This window comes from Blastomonas sp. (assembly GCF_030373265.1).
Lineage (GTDB): Bacteria > Pseudomonadota > Alphaproteobacteria > Sphingomonadales > Sphingomonadaceae > Blastomonas.
On record NZ_JAUCZC010000004.1, the window covers coordinates 37063 to 56315 of the forward strand.

General features: G+C 63.2%; 23 protein-coding genes. 10 read left to right on the forward strand and 13 right to left on the reverse strand.

The genetic code is table 11. The features are described from left to right. Positions 1 to 113 precede the first annotated feature (113 nt). Positions 114 to 800: a 2,3-diphosphoglycerate-dependent phosphoglycerate mutase gene (gpmA, locus tag QUV11_RS03315; protein WP_300880545.1), complete on the forward strand. Its 687-nt coding sequence runs from the start codon at positions 114 to 116 to the stop codon at positions 798 to 800. A 15-nt stretch (positions 801 to 815) separates the two neighbouring features. Here the strand turns inward: gpmA and QUV11_RS03320 are convergent, their stop codons facing one another. The 9 genes from QUV11_RS03320 to QUV11_RS03360 form a co-directional block, all read right to left on the reverse strand. Further along, positions 816 to 1841, reverse strand: coding sequence for an adenosine deaminase (locus tag QUV11_RS03320; RefSeq protein WP_300880546.1), 1026 nt, complete (start codon positions 1839 to 1841; stop codon positions 816 to 818). A 152-nt stretch (positions 1842 to 1993) separates the two neighbouring features. Then, the gene (locus QUV11_RS03325; protein WP_300880547.1) at positions 1994 to 2551 is read right to left on the reverse strand and encodes a phosphoribosyltransferase; all 558 of its coding nucleotides are present in this window, start codon (positions 2549 to 2551) and stop codon (positions 1994 to 1996) included. Between the two features lie 73 nt (positions 2552 to 2624). Next, complete coding sequence (locus QUV11_RS03330) at positions 2625 to 3050, reverse strand: phosphate-starvation-inducible PsiE family protein (protein WP_300880548.1); 426 nt, start codon at positions 3048 to 3050, stop codon at positions 2625 to 2627. 15 nt (positions 3051 to 3065) lie between these two features. Beyond that, positions 3066 to 3212, reverse strand: a complete 147-nt coding sequence (locus QUV11_RS03335; RefSeq protein WP_300880549.1) for a DUF2474 domain-containing protein — start codon at positions 3210 to 3212, stop codon at positions 3066 to 3068. Continuing rightward, positions 3212 to 4213, reverse strand: a complete 1002-nt coding sequence (gene cydB / locus QUV11_RS03340; RefSeq protein ID WP_300880550.1) for a cytochrome d ubiquinol oxidase subunit II — start codon at positions 4211 to 4213, stop codon at positions 3212 to 3214. Before cydB ends, QUV11_RS03335 begins: the two co-directional genes overlap by 1 nt. Beyond that, positions 4210 to 5643 (reverse strand): cytochrome ubiquinol oxidase subunit I, encoded by a 1434-nt coding sequence (locus QUV11_RS03345; RefSeq protein WP_300880551.1) that lies wholly within the window; start codon positions 5641 to 5643, stop codon positions 4210 to 4212. The genes cydB and QUV11_RS03345 overlap by 4 nt, the downstream gene beginning before the upstream one ends. Before the next feature lie 185 nt (positions 5644 to 5828). Then, positions 5829 to 6740 (reverse strand): YghX family hydrolase, encoded by a 912-nt coding sequence (yghX, locus tag QUV11_RS03350; protein ID WP_300880552.1) that lies wholly within the window; start codon positions 6738 to 6740, stop codon positions 5829 to 5831. Positions 6741 to 6892: 152 nt separating this feature from the next. Then, positions 6893 to 7549: a TetR/AcrR family transcriptional regulator gene (locus QUV11_RS03355; protein ID WP_300880553.1), complete on the reverse strand. Its 657-nt coding sequence runs from the start codon at positions 7547 to 7549 to the stop codon at positions 6893 to 6895. 33 nt (positions 7550 to 7582) lie between these two features. Then, positions 7583 to 8062, reverse strand: coding sequence for a PaaI family thioesterase (locus tag QUV11_RS03360; RefSeq protein ID WP_300880554.1), 480 nt, complete (start codon positions 8060 to 8062; stop codon positions 7583 to 7585). A gap of 236 nt (positions 8063 to 8298) precedes the next feature. Between QUV11_RS03360 and QUV11_RS03365 the strand changes: the two genes are divergently transcribed. The 3 genes from QUV11_RS03365 (at position 8299) to bfr (ending at position 10442) form a co-directional block, all read left to right on the forward strand. Continuing rightward, on the forward strand, positions 8299 to 9582 hold the full coding sequence (locus tag QUV11_RS03365; protein WP_300880555.1) for a DUF418 domain-containing protein: 1284 nt from the start codon (positions 8299 to 8301) through the stop codon (positions 9580 to 9582). A 65-nt stretch (positions 9583 to 9647) separates the two neighbouring features. Continuing rightward, positions 9648 to 9818 (forward strand): (2Fe-2S)-binding protein, encoded by a 171-nt coding sequence (locus QUV11_RS03370; protein ID WP_300880556.1) that lies wholly within the window; start codon positions 9648 to 9650, stop codon positions 9816 to 9818. 144 nt (positions 9819 to 9962) lie between these two features. After that, positions 9963 to 10442: a bacterioferritin gene (bfr, locus tag QUV11_RS03375; RefSeq protein ID WP_300880557.1), complete on the forward strand. Its 480-nt coding sequence runs from the start codon at positions 9963 to 9965 to the stop codon at positions 10440 to 10442. Positions 10443 to 10544: 102 nt separating this feature from the next. Here the strand turns inward: bfr and QUV11_RS03380 are convergent, their stop codons facing one another. Further along, complete coding sequence (locus QUV11_RS03380) at positions 10545 to 10790, reverse strand: SDR family oxidoreductase (RefSeq protein ID WP_300880558.1); 246 nt, start codon at positions 10788 to 10790, stop codon at positions 10545 to 10547. Between the two features lie 86 nt (positions 10791 to 10876). Here QUV11_RS03380 and QUV11_RS03385 point away from each other — a divergent pair, with 86 nt between their 5' ends. From QUV11_RS03385 to QUV11_RS03405, 5 genes are all read left to right on the forward strand, one after another. Then, entirely contained in the window at positions 10877 to 11854 is a 978-nt protein-coding gene (locus QUV11_RS03385) for an alpha/beta hydrolase (RefSeq protein ID WP_300880559.1), read from the forward strand. A gap of 186 nt (positions 11855 to 12040) precedes the next feature. Next, the gene (locus tag QUV11_RS03390) at positions 12041 to 12592 is read left to right on the forward strand and encodes a hypothetical protein (RefSeq protein ID WP_300880560.1); all 552 of its coding nucleotides are present in this window, start codon (positions 12041 to 12043) and stop codon (positions 12590 to 12592) included. 17 nt (positions 12593 to 12609) lie between these two features. Next, the gene (locus QUV11_RS03395) at positions 12610 to 13086 is read left to right on the forward strand and encodes an RNA pyrophosphohydrolase (protein WP_300880561.1); all 477 of its coding nucleotides are present in this window, start codon (positions 12610 to 12612) and stop codon (positions 13084 to 13086) included. A gap of 77 nt (positions 13087 to 13163) precedes the next feature. After that, on the forward strand, positions 13164 to 14102 hold the full coding sequence (locus tag QUV11_RS03400) for a YdiY family protein (RefSeq protein ID WP_300880562.1): 939 nt from the start codon (positions 13164 to 13166) through the stop codon (positions 14100 to 14102). Positions 14103 to 14212: 110 nt separating this feature from the next. Then, on the forward strand, positions 14213 to 15871 hold the full coding sequence (locus tag QUV11_RS03405) for a thiamine pyrophosphate-binding protein (RefSeq protein ID WP_300880563.1): 1659 nt from the start codon (positions 14213 to 14215) through the stop codon (positions 15869 to 15871). 198 nt (positions 15872 to 16069) lie between these two features. Here QUV11_RS03405 and QUV11_RS03410 read toward each other — a convergent pair whose 3' ends face one another. Beyond that, positions 16070 to 16252 (reverse strand): CsbD family protein, encoded by a 183-nt coding sequence (locus tag QUV11_RS03410; protein WP_300880564.1) that lies wholly within the window; start codon positions 16250 to 16252, stop codon positions 16070 to 16072. A gap of 52 nt (positions 16253 to 16304) precedes the next feature. After that, positions 16305 to 16733, reverse strand: a complete 429-nt coding sequence (locus QUV11_RS03415) for an EVE domain-containing protein (protein ID WP_300880565.1) — start codon at positions 16731 to 16733, stop codon at positions 16305 to 16307. 68 nt (positions 16734 to 16801) lie between these two features. Here QUV11_RS03415 and QUV11_RS03420 point away from each other — a divergent pair, with 68 nt between their 5' ends. Beyond that, on the forward strand, positions 16802 to 17740 hold the full coding sequence (locus tag QUV11_RS03420) for a 2-oxoglutarate and iron-dependent oxygenase domain-containing protein (protein WP_300880566.1): 939 nt from the start codon (positions 16802 to 16804) through the stop codon (positions 17738 to 17740). Positions 17741 to 17811: 71 nt separating this feature from the next. Here QUV11_RS03420 and QUV11_RS03425 read toward each other — a convergent pair whose 3' ends face one another. Then, positions 17812 to 19245, reverse strand: coding sequence for an SPOR domain-containing protein (locus QUV11_RS03425; protein WP_300880567.1), 1434 nt, complete (start codon positions 19243 to 19245; stop codon positions 17812 to 17814). Between the last annotated feature and the right edge of the window lie 8 nt (positions 19246 to 19253).

A 19253-nucleotide genomic window follows, 5' to 3' on the forward strand; every position in this document is an offset into this window, starting at 1 on the left:
CCCGGCGCAAACGCGGGATTCCCGCGTTCGCGGGAATGACGGCCGGAAAACGGGTTTGCTTGGGCAGTACGGGACGCTAAAGCGCCTCGCAGCACACAGCAGGAGACGCCCAGATGCCGCAACTCGTCCTCATCCGCCACGGCCAGTCGCAATGGAACCTGGAAAACCGGTTCACCGGCTGGTGGGATGTCGATGTGACCGAAAAGGGTGCCGAGGAAGCGCGCGCGGCGGGGCGGTTGATGCGCGACAAGGGGCTCGATTTCGACATCGCCTTCACCTCGCTGCAAACGCGGGCGATCAAGACGCTCAACCTGGCGCTCGAGGAAATGACCCGGCTGTGGCTTCCGGTCGAGAAGAACTGGCAGTTGAACGAGCGCCATTATGGCGGCCTCACCGGGCTCGACAAGGCGCAGACCGCGGCCAAGCATGGCGACGAGCAGGTGCACATCTGGCGCCGCAGCTTCGACATCCCGCCCCCGCCGATGGACGCAGGCTCGGAATTCGACCTGTCGAAGGACCGCCGCTACGAGGGGATCGCGATCCCCAACACCGAAAGCCTCAAGGATACCATCGACCGCGTGCTGCCCTATTGGGAAAGCCGCATCGCGCCCGAACTCAAGGCCGGCAAGCGCGTGATCATCTCCGCGCATGGCAACTCGCTGCGCGCGCTGGTCAAGCACCTCTCGGGCATCGCCGACGATGAAATCACGTCGCTCGAAATCCCGACCGGCCAGCCGATCGTTTACCAGCTCGACGGCAATCTCGCGGAAGTGGAGCGCTATTACCTCAGCGAGCGCTGAGCGCCTGGAGCCCGATCAGGCGGTGAAATGCGCGTCGTAATGGTCGATCTCGTCCAGCAGATGCGTGACCTGATCGGACGGTAGGAACGATCCGGTAAAGCTGTTGCGTGCCAGCGTGCGCAATTGCTCGCGGCTGAGATCGAGCGCGTCTGCGATCGCGTGGTAGTTCGCGTTTACATAGCCACCGAAATACGCCGGGTCGTCCGAATTCACCGTCGCCTTCAAGCCTGAGTCGAGCATCTGCGCCACCGGGCTGTCGGCAATATCGCTGATGACGCACAATTTGAGGTTGGAGAGCGGGCAGACGGTAAGCGTCATCCCCTCGCCCGCCAGCCGCGTCACCAGGCCTGCGTCTTCCAGCGCGCGGTTGCCGTGGTCGATCCGGTCGACATGCAGCACGTCAAGCGCCTCATGGACATACGCGGGCGGCCCCTCCTCGCCCGCATGCGCCACCAGCTTGAGCCCCAGCGATTTCGCCCGCGCGAACACATTGGCGAACTTCGACGGCGGATGGCCGTTCTCCGATGAATCGAGGCCCACGCCGGCGATCCGATCCAGATACGGCAGCGCCTCATCGAGCGTCGCCTCGGCCGCGGCCTCGTCGAGATGCCGCAGGAAGCACAGGATCAGCTTGGAGGTGATTCCCCACTGCTTCTCGCCATCCGCCAGCGCGTCGCTGATCCCGGTGATGACGTCGGCAAAGGCAACACCGCGGTCGGTATGCCCCTGAGGGTCGAAGAAGATCTCGACATGGCGGACATGGTCGGCGTGCGCGCGTTCCAGATAGGCCCAGGTCAGATCATAGAAATCCTGCGCCTTCAACAGCACCGCCATTCCCTGATAATATATATCAAGGAAGTCCTGTAAATTGCTGAAATTGTAAGCCTTTCGGATATCCTCGACGCTTGCGAACGGGATTTCAACCTGGTTGCGCTGCGCCAGCGCAAACAGCATCTCGGGCTCGAGCGAACCTTCGATATGGAGATGGAGTTCGGCCTTGGGGAGGCGGTCGATATAGGCGGTGCGCTGGTCGGGTGTCATGATCGCGTTATGCCAAGCACGTGGTACTGGCGCAATTGCTTCTGTCTCTATCTTCGTCCCCCCCGCGCACGCGGGGGTCCCGCTTCCTTTTCACCCCTGGCGCAAAAGCGTCATTCCCGTGTTCGCGGGAATGACGCAGGAGGGGCAGCCCCCTATTCCCCCAATATGATGCTCGCCCCCGGCTTGTGCGCGCGGATTTCCTCCACCGTCAGCCCGGTGATCTCATGCGGGAAGACCAGCCACTGCTCGGTCTCGTGGACGCAGTAGTCGGGGGTCAGATCGGTCAGGTTGCGCGAGGGCTTGTAATAGACCGTGGCGATCCGCCAGTCGTGCGGCATGTTGTAGCGGCACTTGGCGGCGAGCTCGTGGATAAAGGCGCGGATCGACCGGCCGCTGTCGAACACATCGTCAACCACCAGCAGCCGATCCTCGGGGCTCAACGTGTCGATCAGATAGCCCAAAGCATAGACGCGCACGTCCTTGCTCTGCTGGTCGATGCCGTAATAGCTCGCGGTACGGATCGCGATGTGGTCGGCGTTGATGCCGTGATATTCCATCAGCTCCTGCACCGCGATTCCCACCGGCGCGCCGCCGCGCCAGATACCGACGATGTGCGTGGGCCGGTAGCCGCTGTCGATCACCTGCATCGCCAGCCGATAGCTGTCCTCGAGCAGGCTGTTGGCGCTGATATAGAGCTTTTCGGTGGTCATGATCTGGGCGGCCCTGCTGGCAAATGGTTTGGGTCTTCATGCCAGCCCGGCAGTCTCGGTCAAGCCCACACCGTCAAGATCGGCCCGCCCGGCTGATCACCACAGCAGCAATCGCCAGCAACAGGATCGCGCCCGCCTCGAACAGGATCTTGTCGGGCGCCATGTCCTTGCCCTGCAGGACGATCAGCCGCGCCAGCGCGGTGATGGCGATGAAGATCGGATAGACGAACGGCGATCCGCGACCGGTATAGAACACCGCGATCATGCCGATGACCTCGGTGTAGAGGAACATCAGCAGGATGTCGGCCAGCGAGATCGTCCGTGCAGCCACGATATTGGCGATCTCTATGCCTGCCGCACCCAGCGTCATCAGCGCCACCAGGACCAGCAGCACATGTTCGATCAGACGAAAGCCACGCACGGCCAAAGCATCGTCTGCCAGAGGAGGCGCTGCATCGGTGATCGGATCGACCGGGTTTGCCATGCCCGAGGATAACACGCCGACCTCGCCGCGTCAGGCGTTAATCCACCAGCGGATGGCATAGGCGACTGCGCCAATGGCCCCGACCGATATCAGCCAGATCGCGGCCATCCAGCCCAGTTTCTGCGCCAGCGGGCGCGCATCGCCGCGATCGGGGTCATCGGCATCCGGCAACGGCATCAATGATAGCCCTCGTCACCCACCTTGCCGCGGAAAACCCAGTAGGCCCAGGCGGTGTAGCCGATGATCAGCGGCACGATGAACAATGTGCCGACCAGCATGAACATCTGGCTGCTCGGGTGGGTTGCCGCATCCCAGATCGTCACCTCGTCGGGCACGACATACGGGAACATCGAGATCCCCAGCCCGATCATGCCGAGCAGGAACAAGGCCAGCGTCAGCAGGAACGGCGCGTAATCGCGACGCTTCTTGAGCGCGCGGTAGAGCAACCCGGTGATCAGCGCGACCAGCACCGGGACCTGCGCCGAGAACAGCACATTGGGGAAGGTAAACCAGCGGTTCCAGTATTCGGCTTCCAGGAAGGGAGTGTAGAGGCTGACCGCACCCAAGGCGAGCAGCGTCGCGGGAAACAGCTTCCAGCTCATCCGGAAGGCGTGCTCCTGTACCCGGCCTTCGGTCTTCATGATCAGCCAGGTCGATCCCAGCAGCCCATAACCGATCACCGTTCCGATCCCGGTGAGCACCGAATAGGCGCTGAGCCAGTCGAGCCAGCCGCCCGCATAAGCGCGGCCCTCGACTTCGACCCCCTGCAGCAGCGCGCCCAATGTCACGCCTTGCGCAAAAGCAGCGATGAAGGAGCCTGCGGTGAACGCAAAATCCCAGAACGGCTGGTGATTGGGGTCGCGCCAGCGTCCCTCGAACGCAACGCCGCGCAGCACGAGCCCCAGCAGCATCGCGATGATCGGCGGATAGATCGCCGGCAGGATGATCGCATAGGCCAGCGGAAACGCCGCAAACAGCCCTCCCCCGCCCAGCACCAGCCAGGTCTCGTTGCCATCCCAAACGGGCGCCACCGAATTCATCGCCTTGTCACGCTCGGCCCCGCGCCCCAGCGCCGGGAAGATGATACCAATCCCTAAATCGAACCCGTCCATCACCACATAGGCGAACACGGCAAAGGCGATGATGAACGCCCATACGATGGTCAGATCGATGTTCATGCGCCCTCCTCCCGCATGGTGCCGCTCTGGCCGCGGCGCGTGCTGTCGGCCGATGCAGGCGTGATCCCTGCCGTGCGCAGCGGACCGGAGGCTGCTGCCTCCTCGTGTCCGGTGGGCGGCTTGCTCATCAGCTTGAGGATATACAGCGTGCCGGCGCCAAACATGATGAAGTAGGTGATCACGAAAGCCAGCAATGATGCACCCACCGCAGGCGCCGCGAGCGGCGAGACGCTCTCTGCCGTCGTCAGCAGGCCATAGACCGTGTAGGGCTGGCGGCCGACCTCGGTCGTCACCCAGCCGGCGATCACCGCGACGAAGCCCGAGGGGCCCATCACCATCGCCGCGCGGTGCAACCACGGCCAGTCGAACAGACGGCCGCGCACCCTGGCAAGCAGGCTGAACAACCCGATCCCCAGCATCGCAAAACCGATGCCCACCATGATGCGGAACGACCAGAACACCACACCCACCGGGGGCTGCTCATCTTCAGGAATGGTATCAAGTCCGGCCAGCGGCGCATTAAGATCATGTTTAAGGATCAGCGAGGAAGCCTTTGGAATTTCGATGGAATAATCCACACGCTTCTCGGCGCTGTTGGGGATTCCGAACAGGATCAAGGGCGCACCATCGGGGTGACTGTCGTAATGGCCTTCCATCGCCATGACCTTGGCGGGCTGGTGCTCGAGCGTGTTCAGACCGTGCATATCGCCCGCGAAAATCTGCAGCGGCGCGACCAGGGCCGCCATCCACATCGCCATCGAGAACATCCGCCGCGCGCGCACATCGGTCTTGTTGTTGAGCAGGTGATAGGCGCCGACGGCACCGACGACGAACGCGGTCGTCAGATAGGCCGCCATCACGGTGTGGACCAGCCGATAGGGAAAGCTGGGATTGAAGATAATGTCGAGCCAGCTTCCGGCGGGCACGAACTGGCCATTGGCAGCGATCTCATAGCCGGTCGGCGTCTGCATCCAGCTGTTGACGCTGAGGATCCAGAAGGCTGAAATGAAGGTGCCGATCGCGACCATCAAGGTCGCGGTGAAGTGCAGCTTGCGCCCCACCTTGTCCATGCCGAACAGCATGACCCCCAGGAACCCGGCCTCGAGGAAAAACGCGGTCAGCACCTCATAGGCCATCAGCGGGCCGAGGATCGGTCCGGTTCTGTCCGAATAGACAGACCAGTTGGTGCCGAACTGGTACGACATCACGATCCCCGAAACGACGCCCATGGCAAAGGCGATCGCGAAGATCTTGCGCCAGTATTTGAACAGATCGAGATAGGTGTCGTCGTTGGTCTTGAGCCACAGCCCTTCCAGAACGGCCAGGTAGCTCGCCAGACCGATCGAAAACGCTGGGAAGATGAAGTGGAAGCTCACCGTGAAGGCGAACTGGATCCGCGCCAGCATCAGTGCATCGAAACCATCGAACATCAGGGCGACCTTCCGCTAACGGCTGGCAGCAATTGGGCATTGCGGGTTCGCATGCCCAATCCCCGCAAGTTGTATCGGGTATAAGACCGCACGCCGGTTACGGCAACGTGACATAATGTCCGGGTGCGGTCGCCTGTTGCGCGCGAGACCGACCAAAGCCTCGATACACCCATGGACCGATCGGTCTAGGTGCGCAGGTGGCTTTCGAAAAACGCCAGCGTCCGGTCCCATGCCAGCTTTGCTGCCGGTTCGTCATATCGCGGCGTGGTATCGTTGTGGAAGCCATGCGACGTACCCGGATAGAAGTGGGCTGCATACGGCTTGGCGTTCGCCTTGAGGGCGGCCTCATAGGCAGGCCACGTCGCATTTACCCGCTCGTCGTTCTCGGCAAAATGGATCAATAGTGGCGCCCTGATGCTGGGCACCTCCTCCGCTCGCGCCTGCCGCCCGTAAAACGGGGCGGCGGCGGCAAGATCGGGATAGGCGACCGCCAGGGCATGGCACACGCCGCCGCCATAGCAGAAGCCTGTGACGCCAACCTTGCCGGTCGAACCATCATGATCGCGCAGGAATTCGAACCCGGCGAAGAAATCCTCCATCAGCTTGGCTGGATCGAGCGAGGCCTGCATCGTGCGGCCCTCGTCATCGGTACCCGGATAACCGCCCAGTGACGTTAGACCGTCCGGTCCAAGCGCCAGATACCCCGCTTTTGCGAGCCGGCGCACGACATCCTCGATGTACGGATTGAGCCCGCGGTTCTCGTGCACCACCAGAACAGCCGGCAATTTGCCCTTCGCCCCCTTGGGCCGCGCCATCAGGCCTCGCACCGTGCCGTGGCCCTCAGGACTGGGGTATTCGACCCGCATCGTCTCGATTCCCGGATCGTCGGGTGCCACCTGCTGCGCCAGCGCGTAGTCGGGACGCAGCTGGTTGTAGATCATTAGGCCAGTCACCCCCGCCGCCGCATAGCGCCCTGCCTGCCGGATAAACTCGCGTTTGCTGAGCTTCCCGTGCACATACCCATCGAAAATCTCGAGGATATGGGGGTGAAAATCGCTGGCCCGCATCCTTTGGCGCGTTGGGACGGTGTCGGTCATTATACTGTTCCCCGAGTTGACTGCTGCCTTTGTGCTGCAACCGGCATCAACATGCCCGGTGCGCACAAGGCTGCAAGCGATAATATCGGCGAATGTTCCGCGCGATGGACCGATCCGTGGACATCAGACCGATCGGTCTGGCGCTAAACCACTCAGTCGGCTGGTGCACCAATCGATCCGCGATCGACCATCGCACACAGCATATCGGTGACCAAAGCGACGGGCGTGGTATCCCGGCGGCAGCGGGCGAGCAGCATGGCGCCCTCGTGCGAGGCAATGATGGTGGCGGCGATATCGCGTGCGCGTGCCACCGCGACACCCTCCAGCATCAACCATTTGGCCAGCCGCATTTCGATCCGCTGGTAGGCAATGCGCACCGCATCGGCCAAAGCGCTGTCATCGCCGCCCTGCTCTTGACCGATCACCGCCAGCAGGGAGCCGTCGCGCCAGTCAGTCCGCTCCAACCAAGCCGAGGACTCCTCGCCCAACTGGCGCAAGAACCCAATGATATCAGTGCCTTTGGCAGATGCCTCATCGAGCGCGGCCAGCGTGCTCGCGGCGATGCGCGTGATACAAGCCTCGGCGAGTTCAGGCTTCCCACCCGGAAAGTGATGGTACAGCGAGCCTTTCGGCGTCTCGGACAATGCCAGGATTTCGGCGAGGCCGACCGCATGATACCCACGCTGCTGGAACAGGCGGGTCGCCACCTGCAGCAATCGCAGCCGGGTTGGATGGATATCGAGCGCGGCCTTGGGGTCTGCGGCGCCGGCGGAACGCACAACGCCATCGTTGGAGACAAAAAGCATCATAGACCAATCAGTCTAACAGCTGCACTCTCGACGTCAAGCATGCGTGGTCCGTGATGCCACGCGCGTCGCAGCGGAAGTGGAAGCGGGTGCAGGGACCACAGCGATCAAGGCCAAGGCTGTGGCGACACGGCGCTCAAACCCGCCGGAATCCACGGAGTAAACCTGTCCCTCGACGGAAACATTGCGACGGCCCTGCTTGATGACATTGGCACGAGCACGCAGCAGCGCCGATGTCGCGGGGGCGTGAAACTGGATGGTGTAGCTTGCCGTAACGACATCCCCCGCCAGGGTTGCTGCCGCCCAGGAACAGGCGGTATCCGCGAGCGCACCGACAATCCCGCCGTGAACAAAGCCGTGATGCTGGGTCAGATCCTCGCGCACATCAATCTCGAGGCACACTTGGCCGCCCCCTGCGGCCAGCAAGCGCATCCCGCTCCAGCGGTTGAAGCCAGACGATGCCGCCGAGTTTCTCAGCGCCCGCTCGATCGCGGCATTCGAGTAAGACAGATCCATCTGGGCCCTCGCATGACGAAGTGGGGTATTAATCCGACCGGTCGGTCAACCACCTCAATAAACCGACTGGTCTGTTTGTCAATCCCGAGCCCCTGTCGCATTTAGCGTAATCGCGGGCAAGTTGGCTGCATATAAGGCGGCAGCGCCATGCCAGAAGGTGACGGGCGCCTGCGCCCGCGGCGGGAACCGCTGGCATTCCCGCTGCAACTATGCTGTTTCGGGTCGGATCATGGTCCTTGAACGCCGATATGGTTGCAGGGGCCGTCGCGGGGGCACGTGTGATGCAGAATGCCGACAGACACCTTTCACTCGATGCCATGCGCGGCTTCGGCGTGATGGGCATACTCCTGCTCAACATCATCGGGTTTTCGATGCCGGGAGCCGCGTATGTCAACCCGGCCGCATGGGGCGGAACCGCCCCCTTCAACATCGGCGTATGGGCGTCCAATTTCGTGCTGTTCGATGGCAAGATGCGCGGACTGTTCAGCGTCCTGTTCGGCGCGAGCATGCTGCTGGTCATTCAGCGCGCCGACGCTTCGGGCCAGAACGGCAGATCGGTCCACCTCAACCGCATGGCGTGGCTATTCGTGATCGGGGCCGCGCATTACATCATCCTTTGGTGGGGCGACATTCTGGTCCCCTATGCAATCAGCGGGACGTTGGCACTGTATTTTGTCCAGAAGGATATCCGGCAGCTTGTCCGTTGGGCGATCATCCTGTTCTCGCTTTATTTCCTGATTGCATGCCTCATGGTCGCAGGAAGCTGGTGGCAGTCGGTCCAGGGACTGGCAGCGGGCGCAGACGCGGCCACGATCGAGAGCACGCGCAAGATGCTCGCCAGCTTCGGCAAGCCGGGGTCGTCGGACATCGCTCGTGACCTGGCATTGTACAAGGGCGGCTGGTCCGCGATTTTCGCGGACAACCTGTCGACCTTCCCCTCCTCGCTGGTCAATGCGCTGCTGCTGTTCACGCTCGACACGCTGGGCATGATGGTGCTGGGCATGGCGATGCTGAAGAGCGGCTTCATCCTCGGGCTATGGGCGCCTGAAATGTACGCCAGGATTGCACGCCGTGCCTTTGCCATCGGGATCGGCCCCATGATCGCGCTGGCCGCCTGGGTGATCGTCAGCGATTTCGATACCATGATCGCCTTTGGCGCGTTCTTCGCCTTCTCCTTCCCTTTCCGGGTTGTGCTCACCGTCGGCTGGGCTGCAGCCTTGCTGTGGCTGATCGTGCGCAACCAGGACAGCGCATTGATCGTCCGGGTCGCTGCAACCGGGCGCGCGGCCTTCAGCAACTATCTCGGCACGACCCTTGTCATGACCTTCATTTTCTATGGTTGGGGCCTTGGGCTGTTCGGCCAAATCGACAGGGTAACCGCGATGGTGTTTGTTCTTGGCGCGTGGGGAATCATGCTGCTGTGGTCCAAGCCCTGGCTAGAACGGTTTCGCTTCGGGCCTGCCGAATGGCTGTGGCGTTCGCTCGCCCGGCGAAAGGTGCAACCGATGCGGTTGCGATAAATTCGCAAAAAGTCTGTTGCGATGCGTTCTCATTATCGCTATTCCTGCTTCAACAGGAGAGACGCATGGTTGTTTGCATCTGCAACGCGATTCGCGAACAGGATCTGAAAGACGCATTGCGCGATGGCGCGGGCCGTCCTTCAGAGGTTTACGCCCGCCTTGGTCGGCGTCCCAAGTGCGGCCAGTGCCTTTCGTTTGCGCAAAGCATTATCACTCGGGAAACTGCGACCGCCTAGCAGTAGCCTGCAAAAATCTCTTTAAAAATCAAATATTTCCCGCACTGCACCGCTTTCCATTTGGCGGTTTAGTTGGTATGATACGCGCCTGATTTAAACGCACCCGGTCCCGTGAAGCGGGCCAGGTGAACCAGGAGCATCATCATGAAGGGCGACCCCAAGGTCATCGAATTTCTCAACGACGCGCTCAAGAACGAGCTGACCGCGATCAACCAGTATTTCCTGCACGCCAAGATGCTGCAGAGCTGGGGCATCAAGAAGCTCGCCAAGTTCGAGTACGAAGAATCCATCGACGAGATGAAGCACGCCGACAAACTGGCGGACCGCATCCTGTTCCTCGATGGCCTGCCCAATTTCCAGCTGCTCGGTCGGCTCAAGATCGGCGAGACGGTCGAGGAGATCCTCAAGGCCGATCTCGCGCTGGAGAACGAGGCCATTCCCATGCTCAAGGAAGCGATCGCCTATTGCGAAAGCGTCCGCGATTTCGGCAGCCGCGACCTGCTCGCCTATATCCTCAACAGCGAGGAAGAGCATGTCGACACGCTCGAGGCGCAGTTCGACCTGATCGCGCGGATGGGCATCGAAAACTACGTCCAGCTGCAGTCGAGCCCTGCCGAAGATTGATCCTGCGCGCGCACGCGGTGACGCCACGTCATCCCGTGCGCGCCCTCGACATGCGAAAGGCTACCGCGCTCCGTCGCGTGAACCCATGCGCTATCGCGCGGCCTACCCGCCGTCGACCACCAGCTCCGAACCTGCAACCTGACTCGCGTCTTCGCTGGCGCGGCAAAAGATCGCGCCGGCAATATCTTCAGGCCGGGCGAGTCTCCCGATCGGGGTCGCGGCATTCATCGCGGTGACCAGATCGTCGGTTTTCTCTACAAAACCCTTGTCGACCCAGCGCTGAGACCCGGCGTTGCGCAACCGCGGCTCGACACAGCCGGCATGCACCGATTTGGTGCGGATCGGCATGCGCTTATCCCGCGAATTTTGGCGATGGACCGGTTGCACCCGAGGCGTTAACCTCCCGGTTAAACACACCAGAGAGGATGATACCGATGAGCGACACCATCGAACTGCAGCGCGATGCCGACGCACCGACAGGCCCGTTCGTTCGGCCCGACGTCGCGATGCTGCTGGCCATGCTGTCCGCATCGGGCACTCCGCCGATGAACGAGCTGAGCCCGGCCGATGCACGCGAAGCCTATCGCATGATGCGTTTTCTCGCCGATGCCGAGCCCACCGACCTTGCGATCGTGCGCGACCTGACCTGCCCGGGCCCCGCTGGCGATATCGGCCTGCGCTATTATGACGCGCGCGAAAGCCGCGAGCCGGGCCCTGCGATCATGTTCTTCCACGGCGGTGGCTTCGTCATCGGCGATCTGGATACGCATCACCCCTATTGCACCGAGTTAGCGGCGAAGATGGATCTGCCGGTGGTGGCGGTGGATTATCGCCTTGCGCCCGAACACCCCTTCCCTGCAGCAACGGACGATTGCGAGGCCGCAGCACGCTGGCTGGCGGATAACGGCGAGGCCCTGGGCCTCGACATCACCGGGCTGGTTTTCACCGGCGACAGCGCGGGCGGCAACCTTGCGATCGTCACCACCCAGGCGTTGATCGCCAAGCCCGCCGCGGTTCCGGTAATTGCCCAGGCTCCGCTGTATCCCGTGGTCGATTCGACACAAACCAGCGGCTCGTTCACCGAATTTGCCGAGGGTTATCTCCTCACTGCCGATACGATGAACTGGTTCGGCGAACGGTATGCCGGCGTTCCCGGTGATCTGCGGAACGACTGCATCAACGGCGATCTTTCCAGCCTGCCACCCACGCTGCTGGTCACCGCAGGACTCGATCCGCTGCGCGATCAGGGCCGCGATTTCGCAGCACGCGCGATCCAGGCGGGGGTCGATGTTACCTTTATGGAGATGCGCGGCACGATCCACGGCTTCATCTGCCTGCGCAAGGGCATCCCCTCGGCGCAGGACGATTGCGATGCGATCTTCCGCGGGATGAAAGCGATGCTGGCGCTGTGAGCGCACGCGGTTTCGGGAAGGCCCTGTCGGCTGGATTGCTGCTCACGCTGGCGCTGCCGACTGCGCCGCTGGCCGCGCAATCTGAGCCCAAGGTTCGCGAGAAGGCAGATTTTGCCGGTATCGCGGGGGAGTATCGTCAGAAGCGCGCAACAGATCCAGAAGCGTTGCTGTCGCTTTGCCGCGCCCGTGTTCGACCGCACGCTTTCCTTCTGGCTGTTCGGGACGTTCGAGCCTGTCTACGAGGCGCAGAACGAGCGGCAGAAAATCCTGGAGTTCGTGCCTGAAGGCGCGACGGTGGAGAACTGGGCGCAGATGATCACGCTGTCGGCGTTCAGTGGCGCTGGCGCGGCCCCCCTGTCCACCGCAGAGATGCAGGCGCGATTCTTCAACTCGAGCCAGGGATGCCAGACCACCAATTTTTCCCGCGTGATCGACAGTGGCCGGATGGCAGACGGCACCGAATACAATCTGTCCTCGAACGGATGCGGGTCAACCGCCGTCAGCGGCTATCCGGGCGCTGTGTCCGGCCGGGGTGAGCAGTTTCTGGCGTTGCTGCTGCGGGATGCGCAAAATGTCGTCGTGCTGCAATATGCGGAGCTCGGCGAAGGCTTTGCCCCGGGCGGCGAACCGATCAGCGATGATGCGGCCAAAGTGGTGATGAGTCGGTTTCGCTCCATCGCGTTTTGCCGCACGCAAGCTGCTGGTGGCGATTGTTCAATTGCCTTTGATGCCCGCTGACCGCTAAGGCGGGCGGCATGAGCGAATTTGACAGTCTTCCCTATCGTCCCTGCGCGGGCATCATGCTGGTCAACAATGACGGCAAGGTTTTCGTTGGCCAGCGGCTCGATAACAGCGCCGATGCCTGGCAGATGCCGCAGGGCGGGATCGACCCCGGCGAAGAGCCCGAACAGGCCGCCTATCGCGAACTGGGAGAAGAAACCGGCATTGCGCCACATCTGGTCGAGGTCATCGCGCGTTCGCGCGAAGAGCATCTGTATGATCTGCCCGCGGATCTGATGGGCCGGATGTGGGGCGGCCGATACCGCGGCCAGCGTCAGTTCTGGTTCCTGATGCGCTTCATGGGGACCGACGACGATATCAACATCGAGACCGATCATCAGGAGTTCCGCGCCTGGCGCTGGACCGCGGCCGAGACGCTGGAGGGACTGATCGTGCCATTCAAGCGACGGTTGTACCGCGCGGTGGTGGAAGAGTTTCGCCCACTGATCTAGTGTAAGTCCTTGTTTCCATCCGATTGGGGAGGCCAGACCTGACCGCAAGCCGTGCCTTGCCCGGTGCATTCGTCGCCATGCTGCTCGTCGCTCAGCCCGCATTTGCGCAGGTCCCCGATGGCGTGAGCAAGCTGATCGATACCGCGTTGCGCTCCGGAGACAGAGCAGGGCTGGATGCCGTGTTGCGCTATGCCAAGCAGGCGCATCCGCAATCTGCCGAAGCCATCGATGCACAGGTTGCTGCCTTTCGCACCGATTCGTCGAGCCAGCAGGCAACGGCGATTCCGCCGCCGGCTCCGGTCCCGGTTCCGGTCGTTGTCGCGCAGGCGGCCGTGCCCGCCCCTCCCGCCGCCGCTGAAGAACCTGCAGCGGCGGATGTCAAATGGAGCGGCGAAGGCGAACTCGGTGCCTTCACCAGCACGGGCAATGCGCCTGGAATGGGGCTGGCCGCGGGGCTCAAGCTCACGGCCGAAGGCGAGGACTGGCGCGTCGGCCTGCTCGGCCGCGCGGACTATCAGGAAACCAACGATGTCGTGGTGCGAGAGCAATACCGCTTCAGCGCCGAGCCCAACTACAAGTTCAACGAGCGCGGCTATGTCTATGGCCTGGGCCAATTCGAGCAAGACCGATTCCAGGGCTTCCATTCGCGCTACAGCGTCTCGGGCGGTGTAGGCTACAGCATCCTCACCGGCGAAAATGCCAAGCTCAGCGTCAAGGCCGGTCCCGCCTGGCGTTTCACCCAGCTCGTGACGGGGATGGACGAATCGGTTGTTGCCGGTCTCGCCTCGGTCGATATCAAGCTCAGGATCACCCCGACAATCCAGCTCAGCGAAGCCGCCAGCGCCTATGTCGATGAGCAGCGCAGCACGCTGTTCTCTGTCGCGGCGCTCGACAGCCAGTTGATCGGCAAACTGAAGGCGCGGCTGTCCTATACCGTGCAATATGAATCAACCCCGGCGCTGGGGCGTGCACCGACCGATACGACCAGCCGATTGACCCTGGTGTACGGTTTCTAGAGCCCGAGCGCGGTGTTGACACGATGTCGGCCTGCCCGTTAGCCGTTCGAGGCTAATCCTGCGGCCACGCCAATCGCCGCGACCACACATCAAGGCAGAGGATCGACGCCATGACCATCCCATCCCCCCGCACCGGCGGACGCGTTTTGGTCGATCAGCTGGTGGCGCAGGGCTGCGACCGGATCTTCACGGTGCCGGGCGAAAGCTTTCTCGCGGTGCTCGATGCGCTGCACGATGTCCCCGAAATCGAAACCGTGGTGTGCCGTCAGGAAGGCGGGGTCGCGTTCATGGCGTGCGCCGATGGCACGATGACCGGGCGGCCCGGCGTCGCCTTCGTCACCCGCGGCCCCGGCGCGACCAACGCCAGCATCGGGGTGCATGTGGCGATGCAGGACAGCAAGCCGATGATCCTGTTCATCGGCGATGTCGACCGCGGGATGCGCGACCGCGAGGGCTTTCAGGAGGTCGACTTCCAGGCGATGTTCGCGCCCCTGTGCAAATGGGTGGCGCGGATCGACGATGCCGCGCGCATCCCCGAATATGTCGCGCGCGCCTGGTCGGTCTCGATCTCGGGCCGTCCCGGCCCGGTGGTGCTCGCTTTGCCCGAAGACATGCTCACGGACATGGTCGAGGTCGCCGATCGCCCCCGCGTCACCCGCCCCGTCCAGCCGGTGTGCCACAACGGCTTTGCGGTGCTGATGGAGATGCTCGAGGGGGCGAGCACCCCGATCGCGATCATCGGCGGTGCCGACTGGAGCCCGGCCTCGCGCGCCAACTTCCAGGAGTTTGCCGAGCGGATCGGGCTGCCGGTCGCCTGCGCTTTCCGCCAGCAGGATGCATTCGACAATGGCTCGCCGGTGTGGGCGGGCAACCTGGGCTATGGGCCGAACCCGAAACTGGTGGCGCGCGTCAAGTCCGCCGACCTGATCCTCGCGGTCGGCGCGCGGCTGGGCGAGGCGACCACCGACGGCTACACGCTGATCACCCCCGAGCATCCCGGCCAGCTGCTGGTCCATGTCCACCCCGACCCCAATGAGCTGGGCCGCGTCTACCGCACCGACCTGCCATTGTGCGCCGATATGGACGAGTTCGCCGAGGCCGCGGCGTTGTGGGACGAGGACGCGGTGCGGTTCGAGACGGGGGCGCAGGCGCACGCCGAATGGCTGGCGTGGTCCGATCCTCAGCCAACCGGCGTGACGCTCGACCTCGGCCAGTGCGTACGCGCGATGCGCGAGGCCATGCCCGCCGATACCGTAATCTGCAACGGCGCGGGCAACTTTTCGGGCTGGTGGCATCGCTATTGGCATTATGGTGCCAAGCCCTCGCAGCTCGCCCCGACTGCGGGCGCGATGGGCTATGGCGTGCCTGCCGCGGTCGCTGCCGCGCTGCGCCTCAAGGACCGCAAGGTCGTGGCGATTGCGGGCGATGGCGACTTTCTGATGAACGGGCAGGAGCTGGCGACCGCAGTGCAGTATGACGCCGACCTGCTGGTGATCGTGATCGACAACGGCGCGTACGGCACCATCCGCATGCACCAGGAGCGCGAATATCCCGCGCGGTTGTCCGCGACGACGTTGAAGAACCCGGACTTCGCCGCGCTCGCTCGGGCTTATGGGGGCTGGGCGGCGACGGTCGAACGCACCGAGGGCTTCGCGCCCGCGCTGGCGCAAGCACTTGAGCAGCCTGGGCTCAAGCTGCTGCATCTGAAGACCGAGATCGAGAACATCGCCGCCAGCGGCGCGACGGTGAGCGGATTGCGGGGGAAGTAGATTCCCCGGCTAGCATGGTCCCCTGCGCAGGCAGGGGCCCATCTTCTGACCGTTGGACCGGGTGCTCGCTCGGGAGATGGACCCCCGCCTTCGCGGGGGAACATGAAAGGAGCCCTTTGGTCAGCACACAAAAAAACCGGCCCTCCTGCTAGCGAAGAGGGCCGGTTTTTCGTTTGATCAGTTCAGATCAGGAAGCAATCAGGCCTTGTCGCCCAACGCACCCTTCACGTCACCCTTGAGGTTCTGCGCATCGCCCTTGAGCTGCTGCGCCTTGCCTTCGGCTTCCAGGCTGTGGTTATCGGTGGCTGCACCGATGCCTTCCTTGATCTTGCCAGCAAGGTTGTTACCGGCGCCTTTGGCTTTGTCCTGAAATTCACCCATAATGTGTCTCCTTGAAATGTCTGCGGGGGCTCATCCCCGGCTTCAAGGCAAATTACGCAGGCGCCGCTGATCCGTTCCCTGCCATCTTCAGGATTTCTCCCCAGTCGTCCGCGCTCAGCTCTGCGACCGACAGCCGTGACTGGCGCAGCATCGCCATGTCGGCAAGCGCAGGACGTGCCTTCATCGCTTTCAGCGACACCCGCTTCTTGAGCGGGTGCACCGGCCTGACCTTGACCGCGACCCAGCGCCCGGTTTCATCCTTGGGGTCAGGGAACGCGGCGGCGCTGATCTCCATCACCCCCACCGCCTCGAGCCCGGTTCGCGAATGATAGAACAGCGCCAGATCTCCGACCTGCATCGCCTTAAGGTTGTTCGATGCCTGCGCGTTGCGCACCCCATCCCAAGTGCCCTCGCCCGCCTTGACCAGATCGTTCCAGCCATATTCGTCGGGCTCCGACTTCATCAGCCAATATTGGGTCATGATTTTTCCCGTTCGTGCGCCTACATGAGGCGGATATTCTCCCAGACTCAGCTATTGCGGACCGCACCATGATACAACTGCCCATTCTCTCGCTCACCGATGAACCCGCCGCGCTGGCGCAAAAGCTGGGCGACAGCTTTTCGACCTATGGCTTTGCGATGATCAAGGATCACGGGCTCGATCCCGCGCTGGTCCGCAGGGGCTGGGAGCAGACTGAAGCGTTCTTTGCGCTGCCGACCGAAGAAAAGCGCCGTTATTACAACGCCGAGGCCGGTGGCCAGCGCGGCTATACCCCGTTTGGCACCGAGATCGCCAAGGACGCCAAGGCGCACGATCTCAAGGAATTCTGGCATGTCGGGCGCGAGGTCGATCCCGCCAGCCCGATTGCGCACACCATGCCGCACAATGTCTGGCCCGATCGGCCAGAAGGCTTCCGCCAAACCTTCGAGCCGCTGTTCGCCGAGTTCGACCGGGTGGGCAACATCATCCTGTCGCGAATCGCGGTATATCTCGGGCTCGATGCCGACTGGTTCCTGCCCGCGGTGCACGAGGGCAACTCGATCCTGCGGCTGCTGCATTACCCGCCGATGGACGCTGCCCAAGGCGCTGAAGGCGCGATTCGCGCGGGCGCCCACGAGGACATCAACCTGATCACGCTGTTACTGGGCGCGGAAGAAGGCGGGCTCGAGGTGCTGGCGCGCGATGGATCGTGGATCGACATGCGTCCACCCGAAGGCGCTCTGGTGGTCAATGTCGGCGACATGCTGCAGCGGCTGACCAATCATGCGCTGCCCTCGACCACGCACCGCGTGCGCAACCCGGCGGGCGATCGCGCGAAATACAGCCGCTATTCGATGCCGTTCTTCCTCCACCTTCGCTCGGACTTCCCGATCCGCACGCTCGAAGGCTGCATCAGCGCCGAGCAACCCAATCGCTATCCAGAGGCGATCCTCGCAGACGATTATCTGCACGAACGTCTGGTGGAAATCGGACTGGTGAAGGCTTGAGCGTCCAACGCTTCTGCGTTTGACACCCTTCGCTCAGGCTGGGCGGAGTTCCGCGATTCGCGATATCGCCGTCAGCGACGAGCGGCGATCTGAGTGCCGCTCGGCTTGGACGGAGCGGAGCGCGCAATGATGCACTCGCCGCCGGCAGCGCGAACCTTGGCGCACATCGATCGCGCGCTCGCTTCGTCGCCAAAGCCGTTGGCGGTCAGCCGGTGAAGTACACGGCCGCCGACGGTGGTGGACACCGCCGCTTTTGAGAACGTCGCGAGATCCTTGTGCCGGGTGCTGTACGTGGCCCACGCCCGGTTGGCATTTTCAGGGTTCGAGAACACGCCGAGCTGCACGGCATAGGTGCCGCCGCTGACCGGAGCGAAGCTCGCTTTCTGGAACACGGCTGGTGCGGCCGTCTGGCGCGGCGCCGCGGCCTGCCGGGGCGCGGCAGCCTTTTTCAAGGCTCCAACCCCTTCGCGCTCGACGATCGGTTGGCGCGATGCGACCTGGACCGGCCGCGTCTTGCGCACCGGCTTGGCATGATAGTTCCCCGGCAGCGGCTGCACGATTTCGCGCACCACCATCAGCGGAGCCAGCATGGCCCGCGGCTGCTCGGCAGCGGGGACAGCGGCAACAGGCGCCGCCTCGGCATAGACCGGTGCTGGCGATGCTTCGATCCCGGCGAGCTCCATCGGCGCGTCCTGCACTGCAGGAAGTTCGATCGGGCCGGCAACGGGCGAGACAGCCGCAGCCATCGCCTGCTGGCCGATCTGCGTGGCGGTTTCTGCCATCGAAGGCGAGTTGACCAGTGCCAGCCGGACGGGTTGGCCGGGATCAAAGTCCACGGGGCTCACGCCGAGCACGGATGCGACGCGCTGCACATGCGCCTGCGGATGCGCGATCCGCGCCCATTCGGCGATGCGGTCCTGCGCGATCTGAGGATCGAGGTCCTGCCCGACCATCACCTGCGCCTCTCGCCAGCGCCCGTCGAGCGCATAGGCGAAGGCCAGATTCTGACGGACCTTGGCGGAATTCTCGCCGCTCCGGACCTGATCGACCAGCACATCGACACCCAGTTTCGTGTCACCGGCCAAGGCCATCGCCAGGCCGTAGTCGCCAGCGGGAATGATTTCGCGGTTGTCGCGCAACAGCGCCTGTGCCGCCTGGCCGCGACCTTCGGCGACATGCATCAATGCAAGGCTGATCACGGTGCGCGCGCTCTGGTCGCCCAGCGCCAGCGCGTCATCGAGGCTCTGCCGGGCAGAGGCGAAACGACCGTTGGCGAGATAGGCATGCGCGAGCGTGCGGCGCAGATCGGGATTGCGAGGGTTGAGAACAACGGCGGCTTCCGCTTGCGCCAGCGCCTTTTCGGGCTTGCCAGTGTCGAGCGCCTTTTGCGCGTTGCTGGACAGGGTCTGCGGTCGCCCGCCCCCGGAGCTGGCCGAGCAACTCACCAGCACGCTGCCGACCAATATGGTCGACGCTGCCAGCTTCAACATCAGTGCCCTGTTCATCTTCGCTC

Excerpts from the sequence above, each read along its gene's own strand:
- gpmA (WP_300880545.1), top strand. The coding sequence starts at position 114 with ATGCCGCAACTCGTCCTCATCCGCCACGGCCAGTCGCAATGGAACCTG.
- QUV11_RS03320 (WP_300880546.1), bottom strand. The coding sequence starts at position 1,841 with ATGACACCCGACCAGCGCACCGCCTATATCGACCGCCTCCCCAAGGCC.
- QUV11_RS03325 (WP_300880547.1), bottom strand. The coding sequence starts at position 2,551 with ATGACCACCGAAAAGCTCTATATCAGCGCCAACAGCCTGCTCGAGGAC.
- QUV11_RS03335 (WP_300880549.1), bottom strand. The coding sequence starts at position 3,212 with ATGCCGTTGCCGGATGCCGATGACCCCGATCGCGGCGATGCGCGCCCG.
- cydB (WP_300880550.1), bottom strand. The coding sequence starts at position 4,213 with ATGAACATCGATCTGACCATCGTATGGGCGTTCATCATCGCCTTTGCC.
- QUV11_RS03345 (WP_300880551.1), bottom strand. The coding sequence starts at position 5,643 with ATGTTCGATGGTTTCGATGCACTGATGCTGGCGCGGATCCAGTTCGCC.
- yghX (WP_300880552.1), bottom strand. The coding sequence starts at position 6,740 with ATGACCGACACCGTCCCAACGCGCCAAAGGATGCGGGCCAGCGATTTT.
- QUV11_RS03355 (WP_300880553.1), bottom strand. The coding sequence starts at position 7,549 with ATGATGCTTTTTGTCTCCAACGATGGCGTTGTGCGTTCCGCCGGCGCC.
- QUV11_RS03360 (WP_300880554.1), bottom strand. The coding sequence starts at position 8,062 with ATGGATCTGTCTTACTCGAATGCCGCGATCGAGCGGGCGCTGAGAAAC.
- QUV11_RS03370 (WP_300880556.1), top strand. The coding sequence starts at position 9,648 with ATGGTTGTTTGCATCTGCAACGCGATTCGCGAACAGGATCTGAAAGAC.
- bfr (WP_300880557.1), top strand. The coding sequence starts at position 9,963 with ATGAAGGGCGACCCCAAGGTCATCGAATTTCTCAACGACGCGCTCAAG.
- QUV11_RS03380 (WP_300880558.1), bottom strand. The coding sequence starts at position 10,790 with ATGCCGATCCGCACCAAATCGGTGCATGCCGGCTGTGTCGAGCCGCGG.
- QUV11_RS03385 (WP_300880559.1), top strand. The coding sequence starts at position 10,877 with ATGAGCGACACCATCGAACTGCAGCGCGATGCCGACGCACCGACAGGC.
- QUV11_RS03395 (WP_300880561.1), top strand. The coding sequence starts at position 12,610 with ATGAGCGAATTTGACAGTCTTCCCTATCGTCCCTGCGCGGGCATCATG.
- QUV11_RS03400 (WP_300880562.1), top strand. The coding sequence starts at position 13,164 with ATGCTGCTCGTCGCTCAGCCCGCATTTGCGCAGGTCCCCGATGGCGTG.
- QUV11_RS03405 (WP_300880563.1), top strand. The coding sequence starts at position 14,213 with ATGACCATCCCATCCCCCCGCACCGGCGGACGCGTTTTGGTCGATCAG.
- QUV11_RS03410 (WP_300880564.1), bottom strand. The coding sequence starts at position 16,252 with ATGGGTGAATTTCAGGACAAAGCCAAAGGCGCCGGTAACAACCTTGCT.
- QUV11_RS03415 (WP_300880565.1), bottom strand. The coding sequence starts at position 16,733 with ATGACCCAATATTGGCTGATGAAGTCGGAGCCCGACGAATATGGCTGG.
- QUV11_RS03420 (WP_300880566.1), top strand. The coding sequence starts at position 16,802 with ATGATACAACTGCCCATTCTCTCGCTCACCGATGAACCCGCCGCGCTG.
- QUV11_RS03425 (WP_300880567.1), bottom strand. The coding sequence starts at position 19,245 with ATGAACAGGGCACTGATGTTGAAGCTGGCAGCGTCGACCATATTGGTC.